Origin of the sequence: Ruegeria arenilitoris, assembly GCF_013030265.1 — a bacterium.
GTDB lineage: Bacteria > Pseudomonadota > Alphaproteobacteria > Rhodobacterales > Rhodobacteraceae > Ruegeria > Ruegeria arenilitoris_E.
On record NZ_WPZQ01000002.1, the window covers coordinates 140,841 to 162,475 of the forward strand.

Annotated in this window: 22 protein-coding genes; 11 read left to right on the forward strand and 11 right to left on the reverse strand. The window is 57.5% G+C overall.

What is annotated here, in order from left to right:
* Positions 1–26 precede the first annotated feature (26 nt).
* Entirely contained in the window at positions 27–806 is a 780-nt protein-coding gene (locus GOX61_RS03485) for a DUF4239 domain-containing protein (RefSeq protein ID WP_170331306.1), read from the reverse strand.
* A 272-nt stretch (positions 807–1,078) separates the two neighbouring features.
* On the opposite strand from GOX61_RS03485, the gene GOX61_RS03490 reads away from it, so the two are divergent.
* Together GOX61_RS03490 and GOX61_RS03495 are read left to right on the forward strand one after the other, a co-directional pair.
* Positions 1,079–2,020 (forward strand): pirin family protein, encoded by a 942-nt coding sequence (locus GOX61_RS03490; protein ID WP_170331308.1) that lies wholly within the window; start codon positions 1,079–1,081, stop codon positions 2,018–2,020.
* A 78-nt stretch (positions 2,021–2,098) separates the two neighbouring features.
* Complete coding sequence (locus GOX61_RS03495; protein WP_170331310.1) at positions 2,099–3,085, forward strand: 2-dehydropantoate 2-reductase; 987 nt, start codon at positions 2,099–2,101, stop codon at positions 3,083–3,085.
* Between the two features lie 14 nt (positions 3,086–3,099).
* Here the strand turns inward: GOX61_RS03495 and GOX61_RS03500 are convergent, their stop codons facing one another.
* The 4 genes from GOX61_RS03500 to GOX61_RS03515 form a co-directional block, all read right to left on the reverse strand.
* Entirely contained in the window at positions 3,100–4,578 is a 1,479-nt protein-coding gene (locus GOX61_RS03500; RefSeq protein WP_155144981.1) for an inorganic phosphate transporter, read from the reverse strand.
* Between the two features lie 90 nt (positions 4,579–4,668).
* Positions 4,669–5,127 carry an NUDIX hydrolase gene (locus GOX61_RS03505; protein ID WP_170331311.1) on the reverse strand — a complete coding sequence of 153 codons (459 nt, stop codon included), beginning with the start codon at positions 5,125–5,127 and terminating at the stop codon, positions 4,669–4,671.
* A 178-nt stretch (positions 5,128–5,305) separates the two neighbouring features.
* Positions 5,306–7,759 carry an ATP-dependent helicase HrpB gene (gene hrpB, locus GOX61_RS03510; protein WP_170331313.1) on the reverse strand — a complete coding sequence of 818 codons (2,454 nt, stop codon included), beginning with the start codon at positions 7,757–7,759 and terminating at the stop codon, positions 5,306–5,308.
* A gap of 42 nt (positions 7,760–7,801) precedes the next feature.
* Entirely contained in the window at positions 7,802–8,515 is a 714-nt protein-coding gene (locus GOX61_RS03515; protein ID WP_170331315.1) for a DUF3108 domain-containing protein, read from the reverse strand.
* An 83-nt stretch (positions 8,516–8,598) separates the two neighbouring features.
* On the opposite strand from GOX61_RS03515, the gene meaB reads away from it, so the two are divergent.
* From meaB to rpmB, 3 genes are all read left to right on the forward strand, one after another.
* The gene (gene meaB, locus GOX61_RS03520) at positions 8,599–9,576 is read left to right on the forward strand and encodes a methylmalonyl Co-A mutase-associated GTPase MeaB (protein WP_170331823.1); all 978 of its coding nucleotides are present in this window, start codon (positions 8,599–8,601) and stop codon (positions 9,574–9,576) included.
* 145 nt (positions 9,577–9,721) lie between these two features.
* The gene (locus GOX61_RS03525; RefSeq protein ID WP_170331317.1) at positions 9,722–10,858 is read left to right on the forward strand and encodes a Hint domain-containing protein; all 1,137 of its coding nucleotides are present in this window, start codon (positions 9,722–9,724) and stop codon (positions 10,856–10,858) included.
* Between the two features lie 230 nt (positions 10,859–11,088).
* The gene (rpmB, locus tag GOX61_RS03530; protein WP_008756960.1) at positions 11,089–11,376 is read left to right on the forward strand and encodes a 50S ribosomal protein L28; all 288 of its coding nucleotides are present in this window, start codon (positions 11,089–11,091) and stop codon (positions 11,374–11,376) included.
* Between the two features lie 72 nt (positions 11,377–11,448).
* On the opposite strand, the gene GOX61_RS03535 is transcribed toward rpmB, so the two are convergent.
* Positions 11,449–11,859, reverse strand: coding sequence for a hypothetical protein (locus GOX61_RS03535; protein WP_254436739.1), 411 nt, complete (start codon positions 11,857–11,859; stop codon positions 11,449–11,451).
* 536 nt (positions 11,860–12,395) lie between these two features.
* Here GOX61_RS03535 and GOX61_RS03540 point away from each other — a divergent pair.
* Together GOX61_RS03540 and GOX61_RS03545 are read left to right on the forward strand one after the other, a co-directional pair.
* Positions 12,396–12,737, forward strand: coding sequence for a hypothetical protein (locus GOX61_RS03540; protein ID WP_209016108.1), 342 nt, complete (start codon positions 12,396–12,398; stop codon positions 12,735–12,737).
* Positions 12,738–12,778: 41 nt separating this feature from the next.
* The gene (locus GOX61_RS03545) at positions 12,779–13,252 is read left to right on the forward strand and encodes a copper chaperone PCu(A)C (protein ID WP_170331321.1); all 474 of its coding nucleotides are present in this window, start codon (positions 12,779–12,781) and stop codon (positions 13,250–13,252) included.
* 104 nt (positions 13,253–13,356) lie between these two features.
* Here GOX61_RS03545 and GOX61_RS03550 read toward each other — a convergent pair whose 3' ends face one another.
* The gene (locus GOX61_RS03550; RefSeq protein WP_170331323.1) at positions 13,357–13,965 is read right to left on the reverse strand and encodes an HdeD family acid-resistance protein; all 609 of its coding nucleotides are present in this window, start codon (positions 13,963–13,965) and stop codon (positions 13,357–13,359) included.
* Positions 13,966–14,044: 79 nt separating this feature from the next.
* The gene (locus GOX61_RS03555) at positions 14,045–14,740 is read right to left on the reverse strand and encodes an NAD-dependent deacylase (protein WP_170331325.1); all 696 of its coding nucleotides are present in this window, start codon (positions 14,738–14,740) and stop codon (positions 14,045–14,047) included.
* 27 nt (positions 14,741–14,767) lie between these two features.
* On the opposite strand from GOX61_RS03555, the gene GOX61_RS03560 reads away from it, so the two are divergent.
* A complete protein-coding gene (locus tag GOX61_RS03560) occupies positions 14,768–15,211 on the forward strand; it encodes a low molecular weight protein-tyrosine-phosphatase (RefSeq protein ID WP_170331327.1) in 444 nt (147 codons plus the stop codon).
* On the opposite strand, the gene GOX61_RS03565 is transcribed toward GOX61_RS03560, so the two are convergent.
* A complete protein-coding gene (locus GOX61_RS03565) occupies positions 15,208–16,161 on the reverse strand; it encodes a LysR family transcriptional regulator (protein ID WP_170331825.1) in 954 nt (317 codons plus the stop codon). The two genes, GOX61_RS03560 and GOX61_RS03565, sit on opposite strands and share 4 nt — an antisense overlap.
* A 66-nt stretch (positions 16,162–16,227) precedes the next feature.
* On the reverse strand, positions 16,228–16,539 hold the full coding sequence (locus GOX61_RS03570; protein WP_170331329.1) for a hypothetical protein: 312 nt from the start codon (positions 16,537–16,539) through the stop codon (positions 16,228–16,230).
* A gap of 245 nt (positions 16,540–16,784) precedes the next feature.
* Here GOX61_RS03570 and GOX61_RS03575 point away from each other — a divergent pair, with 245 nt between their 5' ends.
* A complete protein-coding gene (locus GOX61_RS03575; RefSeq protein ID WP_367646929.1) occupies positions 16,785–17,339 on the forward strand; it encodes an RNA ligase family protein in 555 nt (184 codons plus the stop codon).
* 138 nt (positions 17,340–17,477) lie between these two features.
* Positions 17,478–19,277, forward strand: a complete 1,800-nt coding sequence (gene lepA / locus GOX61_RS03580; RefSeq protein ID WP_170331333.1) for a translation elongation factor 4 — start codon at positions 17,478–17,480, stop codon at positions 19,275–19,277.
* 77 nt (positions 19,278–19,354) lie between these two features.
* Here lepA and GOX61_RS03585 read toward each other — a convergent pair whose 3' ends face one another.
* Entirely contained in the window at positions 19,355–20,347 is a 993-nt protein-coding gene (locus GOX61_RS03585; protein WP_170331335.1) for an RNA-binding domain-containing protein, read from the reverse strand.
* 744 nt (positions 20,348–21,091) lie between these two features.
* On the opposite strand from GOX61_RS03585, the gene GOX61_RS03590 reads away from it, so the two are divergent.
* Positions 21,092–21,541 carry a hypothetical protein gene (locus GOX61_RS03590; protein ID WP_155144949.1) on the forward strand — a complete coding sequence of 150 codons (450 nt, stop codon included), beginning with the start codon at positions 21,092–21,094 and terminating at the stop codon, positions 21,539–21,541.
* The last annotated feature ends 94 nt before the right edge of the window (positions 21,542–21,635 follow it).

Genomic DNA, 21,635 nt, shown 5'->3' on the forward strand with positions numbered 1-21,635 from the left:
TCTGCCGCCGACCTAGGTTCTTTCTGTTATCCCTGTGCGCTGCCCGGGGGAACAAGTGGCTGAAGGTAATGATCAAACAGGATTTGCAAGGCCACAGGCTGGGCACCGCCAAACTCTGAAAACGGGTAATCAAAGCTGTTGATGAAAAACAGCACCGTGCCGACATAGCCCGCATAGATCGTCAGCAAGATCATGTTGCCAAACACCGGCGGGAAAGCCAGAAATGACGCGGCAATTGCGGAAATCCCGACAAACGTGATGACCCAGAATGCCGGATTGACGTCGGTCAGGGCCACGATCTCACGCGTACTGCGCTCATCCCCAACCTCGGAAATCTGTGTCAGCATCCGATTGCGCAACCACCTCTGCCTATCATCCGGGGCGGGCAGGTTCAGGATGGAATCGTAGAGTTTTGCCCAGAGCTGATCCGCATTGGGGCTGAGCTGCTTGTTTACATCCAGCAAGGGCCATTCGACCTCAATCACCTCATGTACATACAATGCAATATCACGCTGCAGTTCGGCTGCTTCCGGGCCGCCATACTGCTTCAGGTCGTGAAACACGCTTTCAAGCTTATTTGCCTCACGTCCGATTGTCTGGTTCAGCTTGTTCAGGTTGGACAACTCCTGAGAAAACACCAGCGCCAGCATCAGGCCCAACAATGCAGCCATGCGAAATGCGGTGGATGATGCCAGATCCTGCGATTCCAACACCCGGTGTTCACCTAGCACGTAGCGCATCAGAAAATAGCTGCCGAAGGTCAGCGCGAATGTGCCGCCGACAAAGAGAATACTGCTGAAGATCAAGGGTAATACGTCCGGTTAGTTGTCTTGATTCCGGCGACCTTAGCCAGCAGGTTCAATCAGGGAAAGAGATTTTGCGTTCTGATAAGATGTTTATTTTCAGGACGTTCTGGCAATAACCCCATCGTGCTACACCTGAAGTCAGTCAGGACAGTACAGCGAAGGTCATCGCGATCCGCACCCGATCTGTGCGTGCGCGCACTTTATGAGATCCCGGCTCGCATTATCTGTGAATTCATGAATTCAAACCCCGGATCGAGATGGAGAGATCAGTCATGAGCTGGAACCCGAGCCAAAACAGCGCCCTCGACATGCTAATCATCCCACGAGCCCGCGATATCGGCGGCTTTGAGGTGCGACGTGCGCTGCCCTCTCTTCAGCGCCAGCTTGTCGGTCCTTTCATTTTCTTCGATCAGATGGGGCCTGCCGAGTTCATTACCGAAGGCGGCATCGATGTTCGTCCGCATCCCCATATCGGCCTTGGCACCGTAACCTATCTGTATCAGGGCGAGTTCGAGCATCGTGACAGCCTTGGCACGCATCAGATGATCTATCCGGGTGAGGTCAACTGGATGGTGGCTGGACGGGGCGTGACCCATTCCGAACGCACCAGTGACGAAACCCGCAGCAAGCGCCACAGCTTGTTTGGCATTCAGACCTGGCTTGCGCTGCCCGAGGCGCACGAAGACATGGCACCTGAGTTCGAGCATCACAAACAGGGGGCCTTGCCACATATTCAGGATGCAGGTGTCAGCGCGCGTCTGATCCTTGGGTCCGCTTATGGAGAAACCAGCCCGGTTTCGATGCTGTCCGAGACTTTTTATCTGGATGTGCAGCTTGAACCCGGTGCCTCGTTCCCACTGCCCGACGATCATGAGGACCGTGGTGTCTACGTCACTCAGGGTTCAATTGAGGTTTCTGGCGACAATTTTGACGCTGGTCATATGATGATTTTCCGCCCCGGTGACCATCTGTCAGTCAAGGCTGGCCCTGAGGGCGCGCGCCTGATGCTGCTGGGGGGCGCGACACTGAATGAAGAGCGGTATATCTGGTGGAACTTCGTCTCTTCCTCGAAGGAAAAGATCGAAAACGCGACCCGTGAATGGAAAACCGCCGATTGGGCCAACGGCGCGTTTCATCTGCCCCCCGGTGACGATCAGGAATTCATCCCGATCTCGGCCGAACTGGAACGTACCCGCCCGCGACTGGCGCGTTGATATCAACTCTGCGACGTCACGGTAAGCTTGCCTGCACGAACGGTCCCGGCAATCCTCTTCGGAAAGGGGAGGGCGACCATGAAACTTGTCATTGCGGGTGCGGGCAGCATTGGCTGCTATTGCGGTGCTCTGCTTGCGGATGCAGGGCATCGTGTCACGCTGCTGGGTCGCGCCCGCGTACTCGATCCAATACGTGAGCAAGGTCTGACGGTATCCGACTTCTCGGGTCTGAGAACCACGGTCCCGGCCGATGGTCTGGTGCTGATCGAAGACCCTGCCTGTCTGGCGGGTGCGGATGTCATAATCGTGACTGTCAAAACCGGTGCAACGGCTGAGATGGCCAAGCTGATCTCTGACCATGCGCCCAAGTCGGCACCAGTCCTGTCGTGGCAGAATGGAATGGAGAACGCCCGCACATTGCGTGCTGCGTTACCAGATCGTGACGTCCGTGCAGGCATGGTGCCATTCAACGTGGTGCCAACCGATGCGGCGACTTACCACCGCGCAACCTCGGGTGATATCGTTATCCAGAACGGGCCGGGTGCGCTGGCTGATCAGTTGAACAGCCCTAGCCTGCCAGTTACCGAAAGCAACGATATCGAGGCCGTGCAGTGGGGTAAGCTGGTCATCAACCTCAACAATGCGCTCAATGCACTGTCCGGTCTAACCCTGCGCGAACAACTTATGGACCGCAACTGGCGTCGTCTCATGGCGGATCAGATGACCGAAGCTTTGGGGGTTCTCAAGGCTGCAGGGCATCCTGTCGCCTCAACCACGCCGCTGCCTGCATGGATGACGCCACATATCCTGCGTCTGCCTACGCCCCTGTTTAGTCGTATCGCTGCCCGGATGCTGACCATTGATCCAAATGCACGTTTGTCGATGGCCTATGACCTGATGGCAGGCCGTCCGACCGAAATCGACAGTCTGCAAGGTGAAATCATCCGGATCGGTGCTGAAGTGAATGTACCGACCCCGATCTGCGCGCGCGTTTCGGAATTGATCAAAAAGACGCCTCAGCAGGCGCTGACCCCAGATCAGATTCTGTCAGGGCTCGCCAGCTGAGACCGACCGATTGTTTAGGTGAACGCCGTCAGCAACCAGAAGATCGCAGCTGACATGACCGCCGCCGCAGGAACAGTGATCACCCAGGCTGCGACAATAGTCATGAAGTGAGACCGCCGTACCAGCTTGCGTCTCTGGTGTTCTTCGCGGGCCAGCCTCAGGTCAGCCGGGCGCTGACGGTTCGACTTTTTCCACCGCTGATCGGCGTGCCATTCGCGATAGAAACCAACGCCAAAGACCGCACCAACAGCGATATGGGTCGAACTGACGGGCAGCCCCAGCCAGCTGGCAACGATCACGGTAATAGCTGCTGACAAAGCCACACAGAAGGCACGCATCGGGTTCAGCTTGGTGATCTGACTGCCGACCATCCGGATCAGCTTGGGTCCGAACAGGAACAGGCCAAAGGAAATGCCGAAGGCGCCGATGATCATGACCCATGTCGGGATCGCCACCTTGGCGGCGAAATCACCGAATTCGGCCACATGGACGATGGCGGCAAGCGGACCAACCGCGTTGGCCACATCATTGGCGCCATGCGCAAAACTCAGGAATGTGGCCGAGATCACCAGCGGCAGGCCAAACAGGGTTTTCAGGGACCGGGTGCGGTTCTCCAGCCCTTCTGACTTGCGCCGGACCCATGGCACCGTAACGGCCCAGGCCAACGCGCCCGAGGCAAAGCCGATCAGGATCGCGATTTCCAGATCAACTTTCACGATCCGCTTCAGGCCCTTGACGGCCAGATAGGTGGCAAACGCCCCTGCCATAACGGCCACAAGGATCGGAACCCAGCGGCGTGCAGCAGCGATCTTGTCGTCCTGATACTGGATTTTGGCCTTGATCAACGCCAGAAACAGGGCTGCGATTACGCCGCCCAAAACCGGTGATATGACCCAGCTGGCCGCAATCGCGCTCATGGTTCCCCAGCTGACCGCGCTAAAGCCGGCCGCTGCGATACCCGCGCCCATGACGCCACCGACGACCGAATGGGTTGTCGATACCGGTGCACCGATCCAAGTCGCCAGATTGACCCACATCGCAGAAGAGATCAGTGCCGCCATCATCGCCCAGATGAAGACTTCGCTGTTCTGAACCGACATCGGGTCGATAATGCCCTTTGAGATGGTCGAAACCACGTCTCCGCCTGCCAGCAACGCACCCGCGCTTTCCGCAACGGCGGCAATCGCGATCGCTCCGGCCATGGTCAGCGCATTCGCCCCCACCGCCGGGCCCATGTTGTTGGCCACATCATTCGCGCCGATATTGATCGCCATATAGGCGCCGAATGCGGCGGCGGCGATAACGATCATGCTGCCGTCGGCATGCCCGAACAGCACAGCGGCCGACAACCCGGCCAGAGCAATAAAGGCCAGCGCAATACCAGGCGCCAGCATCGGACGTGCCACATAGGCGTTAGCGCGTTCAACGCTTGTGATGCGCTGAAGATCGCGGTCCAGAGCCTGCCAGCGGGATTTGGATTGTGTATCGGACATCGGTCTGCGGGTCAGTTGTTTCGGCGCCAGCGCGCTATATGGTTATGCGGCCGGGAGCAAGTGCGATGTCATAAAATTGTAGTGATGCTGTTACATCTGAAGCAGCAGATCACGCAGCTCCGGCTCCTGAACCCGTTCGGCCGCAACGTCAGGAGAAACCCAGACCCGCTCGCGCTGATGCGCCTCGGGATATTTGTCGGACAACTCGGCGACTCGAACGTGATAGACGCTGGTCAGAACCGGTTCAGCCGTCCCATCCTTGAGCACTTTGTCATAGGTGTAGTGACCCATCGGCTCTTTTTCCGCATCGGCGACCCGAACACCGGCCTCTTCCCAGGCCTCTTGCAGGGCTGTTTCCGATCCATCCAGACCGTCAATTGGCCAGCCTTTGGGGATGATCCAGCGCCCAGTGTCCCGGCTGGTGATCAGCAAAACATCGTCACGATCCCCGGTTTTGCGAGTGCACAAAGCTGCAAACTGCACCCGCCGGGGGCGCAGGAATAGCGGTCTTGCGACCTCATCCCATATTTTACGCAGCTTTTTCGCCATAATTTGTCGTCAGTTCACGCGTATGTTCCAAAGTTCATGTCACATAACAATGAACAACGTATTTCTCAAGTTTCGTGTTGGAAATCGTAGTTTTTCGCCCGAATTTTGTTACATATATTCAAATATGTGGGAAAATCCCACGTACAAGGTGTGTTGTGGGTGGGCTTTTCGGCCCGCGTCAGTCGCGCCTGCGTTTGGCCCGCAAAGTGGGGTCTGCCTGAGTTGGGTCTTCGGGCCAGGGGTGTTTTGGGTATTGCGCCCGCATATCCTTACGCACATCCGCGTAAGAACCTGCCCAGAAACCGGGCAGGTCGCGGGTAATCTGAATGGGCCGCTGTGCAGGTGAAAGCAAAGTGATTTTCAGAGGCTCACCGCCGACCACTGGGTGTTTGGACACGCCAAACAGCTCCTGCAGCCGAACCGAGATTTCGGGCACGGCCTTGCCGTAATCAATCGGCAGCTTGCGCCCCAGAGGGGTCACGAAAGAGGCCGGAGCCCGACGATCCAGCTCCTGCATCTGCTCCCAGCTCAAGCGGGTCTGCAATGCCGGCAACAGGTCGAACCGTTTCCAGTCTTCTACATTGCGGACACCGGACAGCATCGGCAGCAGCCAGTCCTCCAGCTCTGATAGCAAGCCCTCGATCGAGAAATTGGGCAGTTCTATCCCATCGGCACGCACCAGTTCGACCCGCGCGGCCAGACGCGCAGCAGCGCCGTCCAGCCTCAGGCCCAAATCTCGCACACCATCCAGCATGGCCCGCGCTATCGCTTCATCCGGCACATCTTTCCAGATGCGATCATCCAGCGTGATTGCCCCGAACCGCTGTTGCCTGCGCGCGATCACCCTGCGTTCGCGTTTGGACCATTCACAGCTTTCGACCCATTCGATCTGATCGGCGAACAGGTCACGAATTTCACTTTCCGGGATTTGTACGGCCATCCGCAATCTCGCCTCTCGCGGATTGCCATCGGTGTCGAGCGCTACCAGATAGGGCGCTCCGGCCAACGTATCGCCGCTGTCCATTACAACACCTTTTCCAGCGGACAACACGTAACGCGGAACATCCCCCTTGCGGCGCTGGCCAATGCGATCCGGATAAGCCAGCGCGGCCATGGAGGCCGGGCTGAGATCGTTCCGTACCTGTCCGGCTTGTGCTTTCAGTCGCTTGGATTCCTGCTTGATCCGATCCACAACCGCAGGGTTGGCCTGCCATGGCCGGTTTTTCCGAAAGGCGCGTATGTCCCGAACCGCTTCCAACCTCAGGTTCAGATCTACAGGCGCGCCCTTTAGCGGATCCCGCTCGGCCATCAGGGCAGCCAGCTGCGCTGCATCCGTGCCAGCTGTAACCAGCATATGGCCTAGTCGTGGGTGCAAGGGCAGCGCAGCCAATGCCCGCCCATGATCCGTAATTCGACCTTTGCTATTCAGCGCCCCCAGCATGCCCAGCAGCGATCGCGCCTCGGCCATCGAGCCTTCGGGCGGGGCGGTCAGAAAGGCCAGATCACCCGCATCGGCACCCCACAGAGCCAATTCCAGAGCCAGCCCGGTCAGGTCCGCGGCTTCGATCTCGGCCGGAGGAAACGCCGCCAGCGCGCCTTCCTCACCCTTGGACCAAAGCCGATAGCACAGCCCCTCGGCCACACGCCCGGCGCGTCCGGCGCGCTGGGTTGCTTCGGCCCGTGTTACGCGTTCGGTCACCAGCCGCGACATACCGGACCCCGGATCGAACCTGGCGCGCCGGGCCTGTCCCATATCCACAACCACACGGATGTCAGGAATTGTCAGCGAGGTTTCGGCAATCGAGGTCGCCAGCACCACCTTGCGCCCATCTTTGACAGGCGCAATCGCTGCGCGCTGGGCGGCAAAGGGCAGGGCGCCGAATAGCGGGCGCACCGCGCATCCATCGGGCAATCGCCCGGTCAGGGCCGTCTCAGCCCGCCGTATCTCACCCTCTCCGGGCAGAAACACCAACATGCCCCCGCCAATGTTACGCGTCTCGCGCTCGGCCTGAACCACCAGATCAACCAGCGCATCCAGCCGCCGCGCCTGTATGCCCAGCGGTCGGTCAAGCCAGCGCGTCTCAACCGGATAGCTGCGTCCTTCCGAGGTCACCAGAGGGGCATTCATCAACTTCCCCACCGGTTCGGCATCCAGTGTGGCCGACATCGCCAGCAGGATCAGATCGTCCCGCAGCGCACCGGCCACCTCAAGGCACAAGGCCAGACCCAGATCCGCGTTCAGCGATCGTTCGTGGAATTCGTCAAATATCACTGCACCGACGCCCGGCAGGTCCGGATCTGACTGCAGCATCCGGGTCAGAATGCCCTCAGTCACCACCTCGATACGTGTGGCCTTGGAAGCCTTGGCCTCACCCCTCACGCGATAACCGACTGTCTCGCCCGCGCGCTCTCCCAAGGTTTCGGCCATCCGCTCGGCCGCCGCGCGCGCTGCCAGTCTGCGCGGCTCCAGCATCACGATCTTGCCCTCGCACAGACCGGCCTGCAGCATTTCCAGCGGAACCCGCGTGGTTTTGCCCGCGCCCGGCGGGGCTTGCAGCACCGCGCGGCCATGGCTGCGCAGGGTGTCCAGCAATTCGGGAATGGCGTCATCAATGGGCAGGCGTGTCGTCATTCGGCCCTTATCGGTGATCACGCCTGTGGCGTCCAGCGAAGGCTACTTTCGCACGACAACGGCAGGGCCATAGATCGTCTTTGCCTCGACCCGCATTGCCCGCATGATGTCACCTGAACGCGCGTAGGTTACCAGAACCGGAAAGCGGCTGCCCTGCCGCAGATCACCGGGTGGATATCCGGCCAGTCGCGTGAAGTGCCCGCTGCACTGCACCATATCACCGGAATTGCTGCGCCGTGTCAGGGCGATTTCAGTGAGCCGTTCGCCGTCAAAGATCTTCTGGCGCAATGTGCACAGTTCGGCCTCGCGCTGATCACGCAAAACCATGAAGATCGCCGTCAGAGGATCGACAGCCCCGCGTTGCTGAGCATCGGTCACGGAATGGTCGCTGACTTCGCCAACCTTTGGCCCACTCGCGCGCGCTATCCCCCGGGAATAGTCCAGCCGTACCCGCGATTCCCGCTGACCGGTGTCCATGTCCTCGACATATCTTTTGGGCTGAAACTGCGCGCCTTTGCGTCGGCCGGTGACTTCCAGAATAAAGCGCACCCGCTTGATTGTGCCCGCAAGCCCCGTTGTTCCCAACCGGCCTGTCACGGCATAACGCGTTTGGTTTATATCGGAACTCAACGCCATTTCGCCCACCTTGACCCCAAGGGCGCGCAACGCAAACTGGCTCTGATTAACCTCTGCGAGACCGGCAACAGGCAGCATGGCGAGTATCAACGGAAACACACGTATTAAAACAAATGACATTGGATAAAATTCCTCGTCGGTCCGGGCTGGACAAATCGGTTCTGGGGGCGGCAAGTAGTCATGCCGTTAAGATTGGGGGCAGTATGCACATAGACAGCCTGGGTGACAGGATTTTGAACGGGGATCGGCGGGCACTGGCCCGAGCGATCACGCTGGTCGAAAGTAAACGCGCCGATCACCGCGAACAGGCTGCGCAGTTACTTGACCAATTGGCGGGCAGTGGCCGCCAGTCGCTGCGGATTGGTCTTTCAGGAACCCCAGGCGTGGGTAAATCCACGTTTATCGAGAGCTTTGGCATGATGCTGACAGGGCAGGGGCTGCGCGTCGCGGTTCTGGCTGTCGATCCCAGTTCGGCCCGCTCGGGCGGCTCGATCCTCGGTGACAAAACCCGGATGGAGCGTCTGAGCCGCGAGAAGAACGCCTTTATCCGCCCATCCCCCAGCCAAAGCCATCTGGGCGGCGTCGCCCGTCGCACGCGCGAGGCCATCGCGCTGTGCGAGGCTGCAGGATTTGACGTGGTGCTGATCGAAACTGTGGGCGTGGGGCAGTCTGAAACCGTTGTGTCCGAAATGTCCGACCTGTTCCTGTTGCTACTGGCACCCGCAGGCGGGGACGAGCTGCAAGGGGTCAAGCGTGGTATCATGGAAATGGCCGACATGATCCTTGTGAACAAGGCCGACGGTGATCTGAAGGCCACGGCGACCCGCACCTGCGCCGACTATGCCGGGGCACTGCGCCTGTTGCGCAAGCGGCCACAGGATCCTGAGAGTTTTCCCAAGGCCATGACCGTTTCAGCGGTTGAGGAACATGGGCTGGAACAGGCGTGGGAAGAGATGCAGGCCTTGACCGAGTGGCGCCGCAGCAATGGTCATTGGGATGCAAATCGCGCCACTCAGGCTCGGTTTTGGTTTGATCAGGAGGTGCGCCATGCCCTGCTGGCCCGACTGGAAACGCCAGTTGCCCGTGCCGAGATGGATCGCCTTGGCACGGAGGTTGGTTCAGGTAGCCTCAGCCCGTCTGCCGCTGCGGATTACATGCTGAGCATCCTCGCAACAGATTGAATTCGCACGACTGTCAGAGGTAGTTCGTTCGCTCAGAAACATGTATTCTGTATGCGTGTTCAATTTTTGGTTGCTCAGATTGCCCGGCTAAGTGCGTTTGCTCGGGTAGTTTGAGCGCAGCCGATGCTAACGGAAACTGCCGATAATGCCCAATATCACCGGGACAAATGGCGCTGACAATATTGATGTCACCGATGACAACGGGACACTGAACGGTACTCCGCAGGGGACGCCGATCGATGACATTCGGGCCCGTGGCGGGGCCGACCAGATCAATGTGACCAACAGCACCATTTCAGGCAGCGTTCGTGGCAATGCCGGAAATGATGACATAAATGTTTCCGACAGTTCCATTGGCGGGCAACTCAATGCGGGGCGGGATGACGATACCGTCAATGTTCAAGGCTCAAGTATCGGCAACATCCGGTTGGGACGTGGCAACGATACTCTCAATTTCAGCAGCACAAACGTCTCCGGAGACGTTCGGGGTGGTAATGGAACCGATGCGCTTAACCTGCCCGAAGGCACGGTAGTCAATGACAGCACATTTGGCACCTTCACGGTTGTCGCCGGAACCAGCTATTCCCTTTCCGGGGGCACCTTTACCCTGCCATCAGGGATCACCGTTACCTACAGCACCTTTGAAACAGGTACCGGCTTTGTCTGCTTTACCCGTGATACTCTGATCTTATCAGAACGTGGTCCGGTTCGCGTGCAGGATCTGCGCACCGGCGATATGGTCCCGACCAAAGGTCATGGGATGCAACCCCTCCGCTGGATCGGTCGCCGCCGCTTTGACACCGGTTCGCTTGAAGATAATGCCAAGCGCCGCCCGGTTCGTATCCTTGCCGGAGCGCTGGGCGGTGGTTTGCCAGAACGTGACTTGCTGGTGTCGCGCCAACACAGGATGCTGGTGCAGTCCAGGATTGCCGAACGTATGTTCGGAGCATCCGATGTGCTGATCCCGGCGATCAAGCTGATTGCGCTGCCCGGGATCTTTGTCGATGAGACAGTCGAAAGTGTTGAGTACTTCCACCTGCTTTTCGATCGTCACGAAATCGTCTTTGCCGAAGGCGCCCCTAGCGAGAGCCTTTATACCGGGCCGGAAGCGCTCAAATCCCTGAGCCCTGAAGCGCGGCGTGAGATCTTTGATATCTTCCCGGAACTGGCCGAGATGAACTATGCCCCCAATCCAGCCAGCTATATTCCCAAGGGCCGCCAGCAGGCGCAGCTGGTCGCGCGGCACCTGAAGAACAACAAGCCACTGTTGCAGGCGATCTGAAGGCATTTGGCACGCTCATACCCTTGCTTCATGTATTCTGGGCTTTGTAGAACTAAGCCGCTGGCAGGGAATCTGAAATCCCGGCAAAAGATTTCGCCCCGCCCGTCTTGACCCTCCGTGCGATTCCCACTACACGCATCCAACCAGTTTTCGGGCGCGACTTCGGGTTGCGCCCCTTGTGATTTGGCCGAGGGCGTTATGCCCGGCCACCAGAAACAAAGGAAGAAACCATGTCGCGCCGTTGCGAACTGACCGGAAAAGGCCCGATGACTGGCAACAATGTCAGTCACGCCAAAAACAGAACTCGTCGTCGTTTCCTGCCCAACCTGAACGACGTTACACTGCAGTCGGAAACACTGGGTCGTGGCGTCAAGCTGCGCATCTCGGCAGCTGCTCTGCGCTCAGTTGACCACCGTGGTGGTCTGGACGCTTTCCTGGCGAAAGCCAAGGATGATGAACTGTCCGCGAACGCACTGAAAGTGAAAAAAGAAATCGCCAAAGCACAAGCTTCGGCGTAACGCTTTTTCACTGCGAAATTTCGAACCCCTGTTCCTGATGGAGCAGGGGTTTTTCTTTGTACGTATCGGTCTTCAAGGGGTCTGCAGCCTGAATTTCTGAAACCCGGTATCATCATATGTGACCATACCCTCGGAAACGGCACCAAGCCGCCGCAGGGCGCCCAGATTGCGCCGGGTTGGTGGCAGCAGAAAGGTTACCGAGGATATGCGCGGATCATTACGGGCAAATTCCAGTGCTTTTCGTGTGATGGCATTCCCCAGCCCAAACGAATCTGCAGTCAGAACCAGCCCGTAGTCCCAGTCTTTGCCTTCTCGTTGGAAACCGCCCCAGCCGACATAGTCCCCCCTGTGAAGGATAGCCCAGTGCCCCAATCCGTCGCGTTTCCAGTACATTTCTTTGGCTGTGACAAAGCTCTGCACCTGAGCTGAATCCCAGGGCGATGTCATCAGCGGCAGATGCGCCGCCACGCGAGGATCAGACATGTGCTTCATGATTCTGTCCTGGGAAATCTCAGGCAATCGCACAAATTGAATGTCGCTTGAATCGATAGGTTTCATGGCCATGACTTAGCTGATTTCGGCGTCACTGCCAGCCAGTCTGGCATAAATCCAAAGTTGGTGGATCAGGGTGAATTATTCCAAACTGTGAATAATAAGGGGTGCTACAGTGATATTGTTCACATACGATATGCTGAATTTGAATTATGTCTAAGCTTATTCAGAATCGGAGGCCATATTCATGCCTGTAAGACTTACTGAAATTCTGGCAATTCCCTCGAAAATTTTGGTCGAGGCAGTCAGAACCTGCACCGTTATCCAGCGAAGGGTAAATCGGCTGCATACAAGTATGACGATAGATCCGACCAACAGATCGGGCCTTGATAACCGGTAACAAAATCTGCCGGATACTGAATAACCAGACGGGGAATACGGCGCGGTTGGCCAAACTGTCTCAGCACGCCGATTGCGCTTGAAGCCCCGTCTGGCCTGGGCCTATACCATTGGTCGAAATGGTATCGATGCTTCGGAAATCACTGCCTTTTGTATTGTCTCTGCTTCTGGTTCTAACCGGGCAGAGCGTTGCAGCGTCACGTGGTGTAGATGCTGCTGTCGGTCAGATGGTTCTGTGCACGGGCGAAGGCCCTGTTGTCGTCTACATGGACGAGAACGGCCAGCCGACCAAACCGCCTCATTTCTGTCCCGAATTTGCTCTGACTTTGCTGGGCGCTATTGCGGTTGCACAACCCGGGCTACCTGAGGCTCCGGATCGGGTACTGCCCTCTCCCGCGCATCGGGTCGAAAGCCTGATCGCAGCGCCTCGGCCTTCACAGCCCGCGCGGGCACCTCCCTTTTCTGTCTGAACTCTTCTCAATCTGTCAGACAATTCAAAAGGAGAAGGCAAATGACCTTCAAATCCACTCTGCTCGCCGCGCTGGCCTCTGCAACACTTGCCACCGCCGCTTTTGCTGAAGACACCATCAAAATTGGCGACGCCTATGCCCGGTCTTCGGGGAAAACAGCCAAGGCGGGCGCAGCTTTCATGATGATCGAAAACACTGGCGACACTGATGATCGTCTGATTGGTGTGTCGTCCGATGCTGCCGGTCGCGTTGAACTTCATACTCACATGATTGATGACAACGGCGTCGCGAAGATGATGCACGTCGAAGAAGGCTTTGCCATTCCGGCAGGTGAAACGCACATGCTGCAGCGTGGCGGTGACCACGTCATGTTCATGGGTCTGTCGCAGCCTTTTGAACAGGGTGCGATGGTTCCGGTGACTCTGGTCTTTGAAAAGGCCGGCGAGATCGAAGTTGAGATCCCCGTCGATCTCGAACGTCAGGACAGCGGTGCCCACGGCGGACATTCGAACTGAGGCAACGCCTGTCTTCAGGCCGCAATGCGGCCCTATTCATGCGTCAGGCCGGGCAATGCTTGGCCTGTTTTCGTCTGGATGCGTAGGTGTCAGATCGCGGCTGTCTAGCGATTGATGACGCGCATCCCAACACGGTCTCCAGCTGACTTGAAACGGGCGGCCATGAAGAACATGACCACAGCAAAGGCCAACGCCGAGAACGCAATTGCCCAACCCAGTGCGACAAGCCCGCCTACTGGCCAGAACACCAGCACCAGCCCGATGATAAGCGCCACGATGCCTGAATTCCGCACGGTCGCACGTTCCGGGTCCGAGGCGTGCATCTGTCCAATCGCGATAAGCGAGCCAATGCCGATGATAAGCGCCCAGGCGCCCAGCAGGAAAAACGTGACCTTGGCAACACCTTCCGGCCAGAACAGCAGAACAAGCCCTATCAGGACCGCACCGATACCGACGCCTCCGACAAGCCCCCGGCGACCAAAGCCCATCAGTGTAAGCGCACCGTCCAGAACCAGAAGGACGCCAACCAGACGCAGCAGCAACGAAATGCTGCCTGTGGGCCAGAATAGCGCTGCAATCCCGACCAGAGCCGCCAATATCCCGCGCAACAGGAAGGTCCACCACAGATTGGCCAGATTCTCGCTGAGCGCATCCCGGCCCGCCATGCTGCCATCATCGACGATTTCGCCGTCTTGGGTTTCGTTTTCAGTCATGGGTCTCCCCCAGCTTGTTGAGCTCTCAGCATAAACGAGAAATTGGTGAAATGTCTTCTACCTTCGCGAGGGGCCGCACCTATCGGCGACCCAGCAGCTTGGCGACCCATTGTGGGACAGTTTCGGTTGCCGGACCAAAGCGGGTTTCGTCAAAGCTGGACACACCTGCAGACGGTTCCAGATTCAGCTCGATAGTGCGCGCGCCGGATGCGATTGCCTCATGCACAAAGGCTGCTGCGGGGTAAACCTGACCCGATGTGCCGATCGCGGCAAAGATGGATGCTTCGGCCAGATGGTCATAAATTTCGTCCATGCGATAGGGCATCTCACCAAACCACACCACGTCCGGCCGGGCGGTTGGTGCGGCGCAAGCCGGGCAGGGTTCGCCAACAGCCATTTCCGGGGGGGCAGTCCATCGGTGTCCGCACGCCGCACAAAGCGCCCCGGCCAGAATACCGTGCATGTGGATTACATCACTGGCACCTCCGGCTTCGTGCAGGCCATCCACGTTCTGGGTGACGATGATGACCTCACCCGGCCAGTCCTGTTGTAGGCGTGCCAACGCAACATGAGCGGCGTTTGGCTCTGCCTTCGCAGCCTGTACCCGTCGGGCATTGTAAAAAGCGTGCACCAGTGCCGGATTGCGGGCAAACCCTTCGGGTGTGGCGACATCTTCGATCCGGTGTTGGACCCACAGGCCACCCTCATCACGGAAAGTACCCAGACCGCTTTCCGCCGAAATTCCGGCTCCGGTCAGAATGACGATCTTTTCCATTTCACCTCCGCGCGATAAACCATGCCCATGACCCACCGTATCCTCTTTGTCTGTCTGGGCAATATCTGCCGTTCACCCGCTGCTGAGGGCGTCTTTCGCGCCCGCGCACCGCAATTCGAATCTGACAGCGCGGGAACCTCGGGCTGGCATATCGGGGATCCACCCTATGGCCCGATGCAAAAGGCCGCGCGGGCCCGCGGGCTGAATATCTCGGACCTGCGTGCCCGCCAGTTCACCGCCGCTGACTTTGATCGGTTTGATCTGATCATCGGGATGGATGCCAACAATATTTCGGATATCGAGGCGCTGCGCCCGTACGGCAATGAGACCCCTGTGCGGCTGCTGACTGATTTCGCGCCACAGGCCGGTGCCGACCACGTGCCTGACCCGTACTACACACGGGATTTCGACGGGGCGCTGGACTTGATCGAAGAGACAGTCGCGGGCCTGAACGCCCATCTGCAGAGCTAGTCGCCAATCACCTTCAGCTGCCCGCTCAGCCAGGGCAATTGCGCGACTGCCGGATCAATGATCTGGCTCTGCATCAGGCGCCTCATCATCCCGGCTACCTCGCGCGGCACCTGATCGGACCAGTCCGACTGGGTGAAGAGTGAGATCATGCGTGAGCTTTCGCCAAACGGGGCAGGGTAGGCAGTCAGGCCCTCATGGAAGCGCGCTGCGCGCATATATCCCAACGGTGTCGTGATGGCCCAGCCCAGACCACGCGCCACCATCGCCATCAGGGCCAGATGCGAGCCGATCTCGAACCGCTCCTCGAACTCCATCTGATTGCGTGCCAGATGGCTTTCGATCTGTCGGCTGATCAGCTGTTCCCTTGCATAGCGCAGGAATGGCAGGTTCTGCAGCGCATCGTCAACGTTATCCGCTGTTTTGGGGGTCACCAGAATGAATGGGTCCTGAACCAGCGGATACTCCACCACACCTTCCAGCACCTCACCGCTATGGGCCGAAACCGCCAGATGCAAACGCTGCTCTTCAAGTGCCTGAAACAGATCGAGACTGGACAGCGTGATCAGCTTGAATTTCGACCGTGTCAGACTGTCGGCCAGCAGAGTCGCCAGCCGCGGTGTAAGGTCATTGTCGAAATCATCGATCAGGCCGATCGACAGCGTGGTCAGATGGCCCAGATCCATGACGGTCAGTTCGCTTTGCGCCAATTGCAACTCGCCCAGAACCGCCTCGGCCCGGGCCAGAAAGCTGCGCCCGGCCTGTGTCAGCCGCATCGGCCGCCGACCGTGATCCACCAGATCGGTGCCTAGTGCCTTTTCCAGATTGCGCAATTGCTGACTGACCGAGGGCTGGCTGAGCCCCGTGATCTCGGCGGCCTGCGCCACCGATCCCGTCCGCGCCAGAGCTTCGAACACCTCGAGCCCGCGCAGGGTCAGCCCTTTCATAACCATGCAACTTCCCTTTCGCTGCGCCATTTCTGAGGCGCAGCGGGGGTCAGGTCAAGTATTCAGAATGGGTTAGCTACAGATCGCCTGTGCCATCTGGCCAAAGGCCTGATACCGATCCCACAACGCATCATCGCGCGCGGTCTTCGACATCTTCAGAACTTGCGCCTGATGAGGGTCGGTGAACCACTTGGCTACGGTCTTCTGGTCACTGCGGGTCAGCGCCTGATCCGCGACGCGCTGAATGCAACTGCACCGAGACCGCGTCGCTGCTGACCGGTCCGATGCCAGACATGCCCGTTTAATCTGTGCAGCCTCGCTTGGTGCCGGAGCCACTGCTGTCAACGACGTTGCGCAAAATGCTATTAAGAGGAACTGTTTCATGCTCAAGCCTCGTGTTTGCCTGCCCGGAGAGATCTGCGTCCCTCTCGGCTTGCGGCAGAGTATTGTGCAAGTTGCGATGCGGATCAATCACTTGGTTCGAAAAAGTGATTGTACGAGTCTGAAATGTCGCGTTTGGTGCAGCGAACTATTTGGTTCAATTGATTGAGAAAAGACCAATGCTCCGGAAATATGGTCGTACATTTCATCTGCCCCAGTCACCGGGCGCGACTAGTGATGATAAAATCATGTCCGATGTTGCTGCTCTGCTCAATGCAGCAGAGGTCATCTTTACAGAAAAAATGGATGGTGAAAACACAACTATTCATTGCGATGGCTGTCACCCACGGAGTTTGGATGCGCGTTATCACCCATCTCGCGATTGGATCAAAGCATTCGCAGCGGGTGTCTCGCCCCTGCTGTCACCGGATGAACGTATTGTTGGAGAGTACTTGTTTGCCCGGCATTCCATCGCCTATTCCCGGCTACCAACGTATTTTCTGGGTTTTGCCTATGTAAAAGGGAATGTGGTGCAATCTTGGGACGCAACCTTGTTGCGGTTCGCTGAACTTGGCATCTCACCTGTGCCGGTTCTGTTTCGGGGACAGTTTTCGGAGAAGTCTATCGCTGATGTAATCAGCAATCTGGACCTGTCGACACAAGAAGGATTTGTCGTAAGAACCACCGCAGCGTACGCGGAAGAAGCTATGCCAACCCATCTGGCCAAATACGTCCGTGAGGGCCACGTGCAAAGTGAAACGCATTGGATGAACGCCGAGTTGGTGAAGAATGGACTACGCTGACAGTTCGCCTGCTACGTTCAATGCGAACAGCCATGAAGTCGGATTGTTGGCCCGTCCGGTGAACCCTACAAATAAAGGGTTTCGGATCGTGCGGTCCCACCTTGACCAGCGCCCGTTTTCGAACCATATCCCGACGCTATGACAGACCTCGCTCATATCCGCAATTTCTCCATCGTCGCGCATATCGACCATGGTAAATCCACCCTTGCTGACCGGCTCATCCAAGAGACCGGAACGGTCAAGGATCGCGACATGAAGGAACAGCTGCTCGACAGCATGGATATCGAGCGCGAGCGCGGCATCACCATCAAGGCCAACACGGTTCGCATCGACTATACCGCCGACAATGGCGAGAAATACGTGCTGAACCTGATCGACACGCCCGGTCACGTGGACTTTGCCTATGAGGTCTCACGGTCCATGCGCGCGGTCGAGGGCTCTCTGCTGGTTGTCGACTCGACCCAAGGGGTTGAAGCGCAGACGCTGGCGAACGTGTATCAGGCCATCGACGCCGATCATGAGATCGTGCCGGTGCTGAACAAGATCGACCTGCCCGCGTCCGATTGTGACCGCGTGGCCGAACAGATCGAGGATGTGATCGGCATCGACGCGACCGACGCCATTCAGGTCAGTGCCAAGACGGGGCAGGGCATCCATGAGACGCTCGAGGCCATCGTGCAGCAACTGCCCGCGCCGCAGGGCAATCTCGACGCGCCGCTCAAGGCGATGCTGGTGGATTCCTGGTACGACGCCTATCTCGGCGTCATCGTTCTGGTCCGCATCATGGACGGCACGCTGAAAAAGGGCATGCGGGTCAAGTTCATGTCGAACGGCACCCTGCACCATGTCGACCGGGTCGGTGTCTTCCGGCCCGAGATGGAGATGGTCGACAGCCTTGGCCCCGGTGAGATCGGCTTTCTCACCGCTTCGATCAAACAGGTCCGCGACACCCGCGTTGGTGACACCATCACCAATGACCGCAACGGTACCGAAGACGCGCTGGACGGCTTCAAACCCGCGCAGCCGGTGGTGTTCTGTGGTCTTTTCCCGGTGGACTCGGCCGAATTCGAAGACCTGCGGGATGCGATCGACAAACTGGCGCTCAACGACGCCAGCTTCAGCTTTGAAATGGAAACCTCGGCCGCACTTGGCTTTGGCTTCCGCTGCGGCTTCCTTGGCCTTCTGCACCTTGAGGTCATACGCGACCGCATCGAACGCGAATACGATATCGAGCTCATCACAACCGCGCCGTCGGTGATCTATCACGTCTACATGAAAGACGGCGAGATGATCGAGCTGCACAACCCCGCCGACATGCCCGACCCGTCGAAGGTCGACCATATCGAGGAACCGCGCATCAAGGCGACCATTCTGGTGCCTGACGAATACCTCGGCGACGTGCTGAAACTGTGTCAGGACCGCCGCGGCATTCAGCTGGACCTGACCTATGCGGGCAGCCGCGCCATGGTCGTCTATGACCTGCCGCTGAACGAGGTCGTTTTTGATTTCTACGACCGCCTGAAATCGGTGACCAAGGGCTATGCTTCGTTCGACTACCAGATGACCGGTTATACCGAGGATAATCTGGTCAAGATGTCGGTGCTGGTGAATGATGAGCCTGTGGATGCACTGTCAACCATGGTTCACCGCGACCGGGCCGAGATGCGGGGCCGCGCGATGTGCGAAAAGCTCAAGGACCTGATCCCGCGCCACATGTTCAAAATCCCGATCCAGGCCGCCATCGGAGGCAAGGTCATCGCGCGCGAGACCCTCTCGGCCCTGCGCAAGGACGTGACCGCAAAATGTTACGGCGGCGACGCCACGCGGAAACGCAAACTGCTGGACAAGCAGAAGGCAGGTAAGAAGAAGATGCGCCAGTTCGGGAAGGTGGATATCCCGCAGGAGGCGTTTATTAGCGCCTTAAAAATGGACAGCTAAAGCTGGCCATTTTTACGGCGGGTGGGCGAAAGCGGTTGGCGCAGCCAACTGCGTGCCCACACGGTTGATTAGTGTATTCAACCCAGTATGCTGGTATCGGTCCCATAGCGTGCGGCTTTCAATATCTCACGGCACCCAATCAAATAAAGACCATTGCCCTCTACCTGACTACATATGAAATCAACAAAGCCTTCGCTGTATTGTGGGCTTGCCAGCTCATGAGGTTTGTGCACGAAATCTGGTCTAGTTTCTTCGTTGATGTCCTCGGCACACTTCACAGCTTGAATATCGTGGCTGTTGAAGCGGCCAATTCCGGGAACTCTTTCTCGAACTTTTCTGATTAGTTCTTTTTGTCGGTGAGGGTGCGTATCACTGACATTTTTAATCGTTACGGCAGGCGCATTGGGGTCACTCGAAAGCCGAAGCTCCGAGATCGGTTCCTCGGGTTCAGCAATTGTTACGGTTGATCCAGGTGGGGCCTCAACAATTTGCCTCATGCTTCCCAACCACTCTTCCCGCACGCGGCGGAGTTCCCTATCGAATGATGATCTGAGATCGTCTTGAGTGGCGGGTTCGCTTTTGGCTCCGTGTCTAAAATAAACTGTACCCAAGCTAAACGCGGTTTTTTGAACGGCGGTATCGGTTTCGTATGTTCCCACTTTCTTGAAAACCATGGGAATTCTAGTTGGTTCGATGATCAAGGCTGGGTGAAAGACGCCGTTTCTACCGACCGAAGTAATCCAAAACTGCGAGAACTGAGTACCAGTGTATTTATTGATTTGATCAGTTAGTTTTGCCGGATCAAAGCTGAGCAGTCCTTCGCAATTATCGTCAGATAACGAGCCATCATCATTGATGCCGAATACGATTGCTCCGCCTCTAGTATTCGCAAATGCGACGATATCTTTAATCAACTCGACCCAAAACGCAGCCTTCTTTTGAGGCTGGAACTCTCTCTTAAAGTCAAATTGGTCATCTTCCGTAGTTGCTGTCTCTGCAAGTAATAGTAGTTCGTCTTTAGTCATAATAATTTGTTGCCAATATACTGTCGGGATAAGCAAGTGTTCCATTTTGAAACTTCCTACAAATTCGAACTCATTGCAAAGCTTCAGTCACTGATTGAACAACGACGTCAGGCAGAATTTGTCCTAAACAAAGTAATTCAACTTTCCCGCCCGGCGGCACCGCCGGGCCGCGCCGACCCGCCCCCATGGGGCGGCGCGTTTGCGCCCCGGGGCTCCGCCCGATCGGCCCTGAAACGGTCCACTGGACCGTTTCCGAGACGGGCCTCACCCCTCGGGTCGGTCGCGGCCCTCATCTCTTTTCATCAACCGTTGCCGAAGATGATGGCTTCAAGTGAAGCTTGGTTGCGTGTAGGTTGTGACAATCAGTGCTTTGGCCCATTTTGCTAAGAGGCCAACAATAGTCACAGGATCGATCATTGAAGGCGTCAGTCATCTGGAAGTTGTTGGCCTTTCTAGGCCTCGCCGTTCTTTTGTATTATTCGAGAGTTGTTGATCGCGGAGAGAGTGTTTGGGTCTCAGTCGTCATTCTTTGCATTGTCGGCTCGTCGTTTGTTTTCTCAGAGTTAAGGCGAAAGTAGGCCAAGACCTGCACGTTGCTTTCTGGTATATTGATTGACCGTAGGGTCGGCTATCAGGTTTCGTCCGGCCTCTCCAACTAACGCTCATCTAAACCAATCATGAAGTTTCCCTTAGGTAACTTGTAAGCATCCAACCTCCTCCCAATCTGTAGGCCACAGCAGAGATGTTCGCTTTCGAACCTCGAAGGGTCGCATTCAGGAGGAGATCCCCATGACCAGATACATGACTGCCGGAGCAGCCGCTCTGGCCACGTCCCTCGCCCTCGGAACCGCAGCACTGGCCGATACCACACCGGATCTGCGCGGCACCTGGGTCGGGTCTTATACGACCGTCCAGCCCAGCCATTACTACAAGGGCGATCAGCCCCGCTTCAATCAGGCCGAATGGATGCTCGACGTCCAGATGCAGGAAGACAATGTCTTCTGGGGGCCCAGCAAGTGGCGTCGGGACGGTGATACCGAATGGAACGAATATGAGGCCACCGGAACCATCAGCCTCGATGGCTCGGGTTCGATCGGCATCATTGAAACCTCACCGCTGGTGATCGGCGCGAATGCGTTGATCGATGCACGGTACGAAGATGGCAAGATTTTTGCCGATTTCCGTAGCCTGCGTAACGGAACGACCTACAGCACCGTTCTGGAACGTCAGGTGAACTGAAGCGTTTCCGGCCCGGGCGATTGTAGGGGGTAAGTACCGCTGCTGCGATTGTGAATGCAGCGGAGGTTAGTAGGTTGCCACGCGCGGGTCGGAA

Bases quoted from the DNA above. Each gene is read 5' to 3' on its own strand.
- GOX61_RS03490 (WP_170331308.1), top strand. From the start codon at position 1,079: ATGAGCTGGAACCCGAGCCAAAACAGCGCCCTCGACATGCTAATCATC.
- GOX61_RS03495 (WP_170331310.1), top strand. From the start codon at position 2,099: ATGAAACTTGTCATTGCGGGTGCGGGCAGCATTGGCTGCTATTGCGGT.
- GOX61_RS03500 (WP_155144981.1), bottom strand. From the start codon at position 4,578: ATGTCCGATACACAATCCAAATCCCGCTGGCAGGCTCTGGACCGCGAT.
- GOX61_RS03505 (WP_170331311.1), bottom strand. From the start codon at position 5,127: ATGGCGAAAAAGCTGCGTAAAATATGGGATGAGGTCGCAAGACCGCTA.
- hrpB (WP_170331313.1), bottom strand. From the start codon at position 7,759: ATGACGACACGCCTGCCCATTGATGACGCCATTCCCGAATTGCTGGAC.
- GOX61_RS03515 (WP_170331315.1), bottom strand. From the start codon at position 8,515: ATGTCATTTGTTTTAATACGTGTGTTTCCGTTGATACTCGCCATGCTG.
- meaB (WP_170331823.1), top strand. From the start codon at position 8,599: ATGCACATAGACAGCCTGGGTGACAGGATTTTGAACGGGGATCGGCGG.
- GOX61_RS03525 (WP_170331317.1), top strand. From the start codon at position 9,722: ATGCCCAATATCACCGGGACAAATGGCGCTGACAATATTGATGTCACC.
- rpmB (WP_008756960.1), top strand. From the start codon at position 11,089: ATGTCGCGCCGTTGCGAACTGACCGGAAAAGGCCCGATGACTGGCAAC.
- GOX61_RS03535 (WP_254436739.1), bottom strand. From the start codon at position 11,859: ATGTCTGATCCTCGCGTGGCGGCGCATCTGCCGCTGATGACATCGCCC.
- GOX61_RS03540 (WP_209016108.1), top strand. From the start codon at position 12,396: ATGCTTCGGAAATCACTGCCTTTTGTATTGTCTCTGCTTCTGGTTCTA.
- GOX61_RS03545 (WP_170331321.1), top strand. From the start codon at position 12,779: ATGACCTTCAAATCCACTCTGCTCGCCGCGCTGGCCTCTGCAACACTT.
- GOX61_RS03550 (WP_170331323.1), bottom strand. From the start codon at position 13,965: ATGACTGAAAACGAAACCCAAGACGGCGAAATCGTCGATGATGGCAGC.
- GOX61_RS03555 (WP_170331325.1), bottom strand. From the start codon at position 14,740: ATGGAAAAGATCGTCATTCTGACCGGAGCCGGAATTTCGGCGGAAAGC.
- GOX61_RS03560 (WP_170331327.1), top strand. From the start codon at position 14,768: ATGACCCACCGTATCCTCTTTGTCTGTCTGGGCAATATCTGCCGTTCA.
- GOX61_RS03565 (WP_170331825.1), bottom strand. From the start codon at position 16,161: ATGGTTATGAAAGGGCTGACCCTGCGCGGGCTCGAGGTGTTCGAAGCT.
- GOX61_RS03570 (WP_170331329.1), bottom strand. From the start codon at position 16,539: ATGAAACAGTTCCTCTTAATAGCATTTTGCGCAACGTCGTTGACAGCA.
- GOX61_RS03575 (WP_367646929.1), top strand. From the start codon at position 16,785: ATGTCCGATGTTGCTGCTCTGCTCAATGCAGCAGAGGTCATCTTTACA.
- lepA (WP_170331333.1), top strand. From the start codon at position 17,478: ATGACAGACCTCGCTCATATCCGCAATTTCTCCATCGTCGCGCATATC.
- GOX61_RS03585 (WP_170331335.1), bottom strand. From the start codon at position 20,347: ATGGAACACTTGCTTATCCCGACAGTATATTGGCAACAAATTATTATG.
- GOX61_RS03590 (WP_155144949.1), top strand. From the start codon at position 21,092: ATGACCAGATACATGACTGCCGGAGCAGCCGCTCTGGCCACGTCCCTC.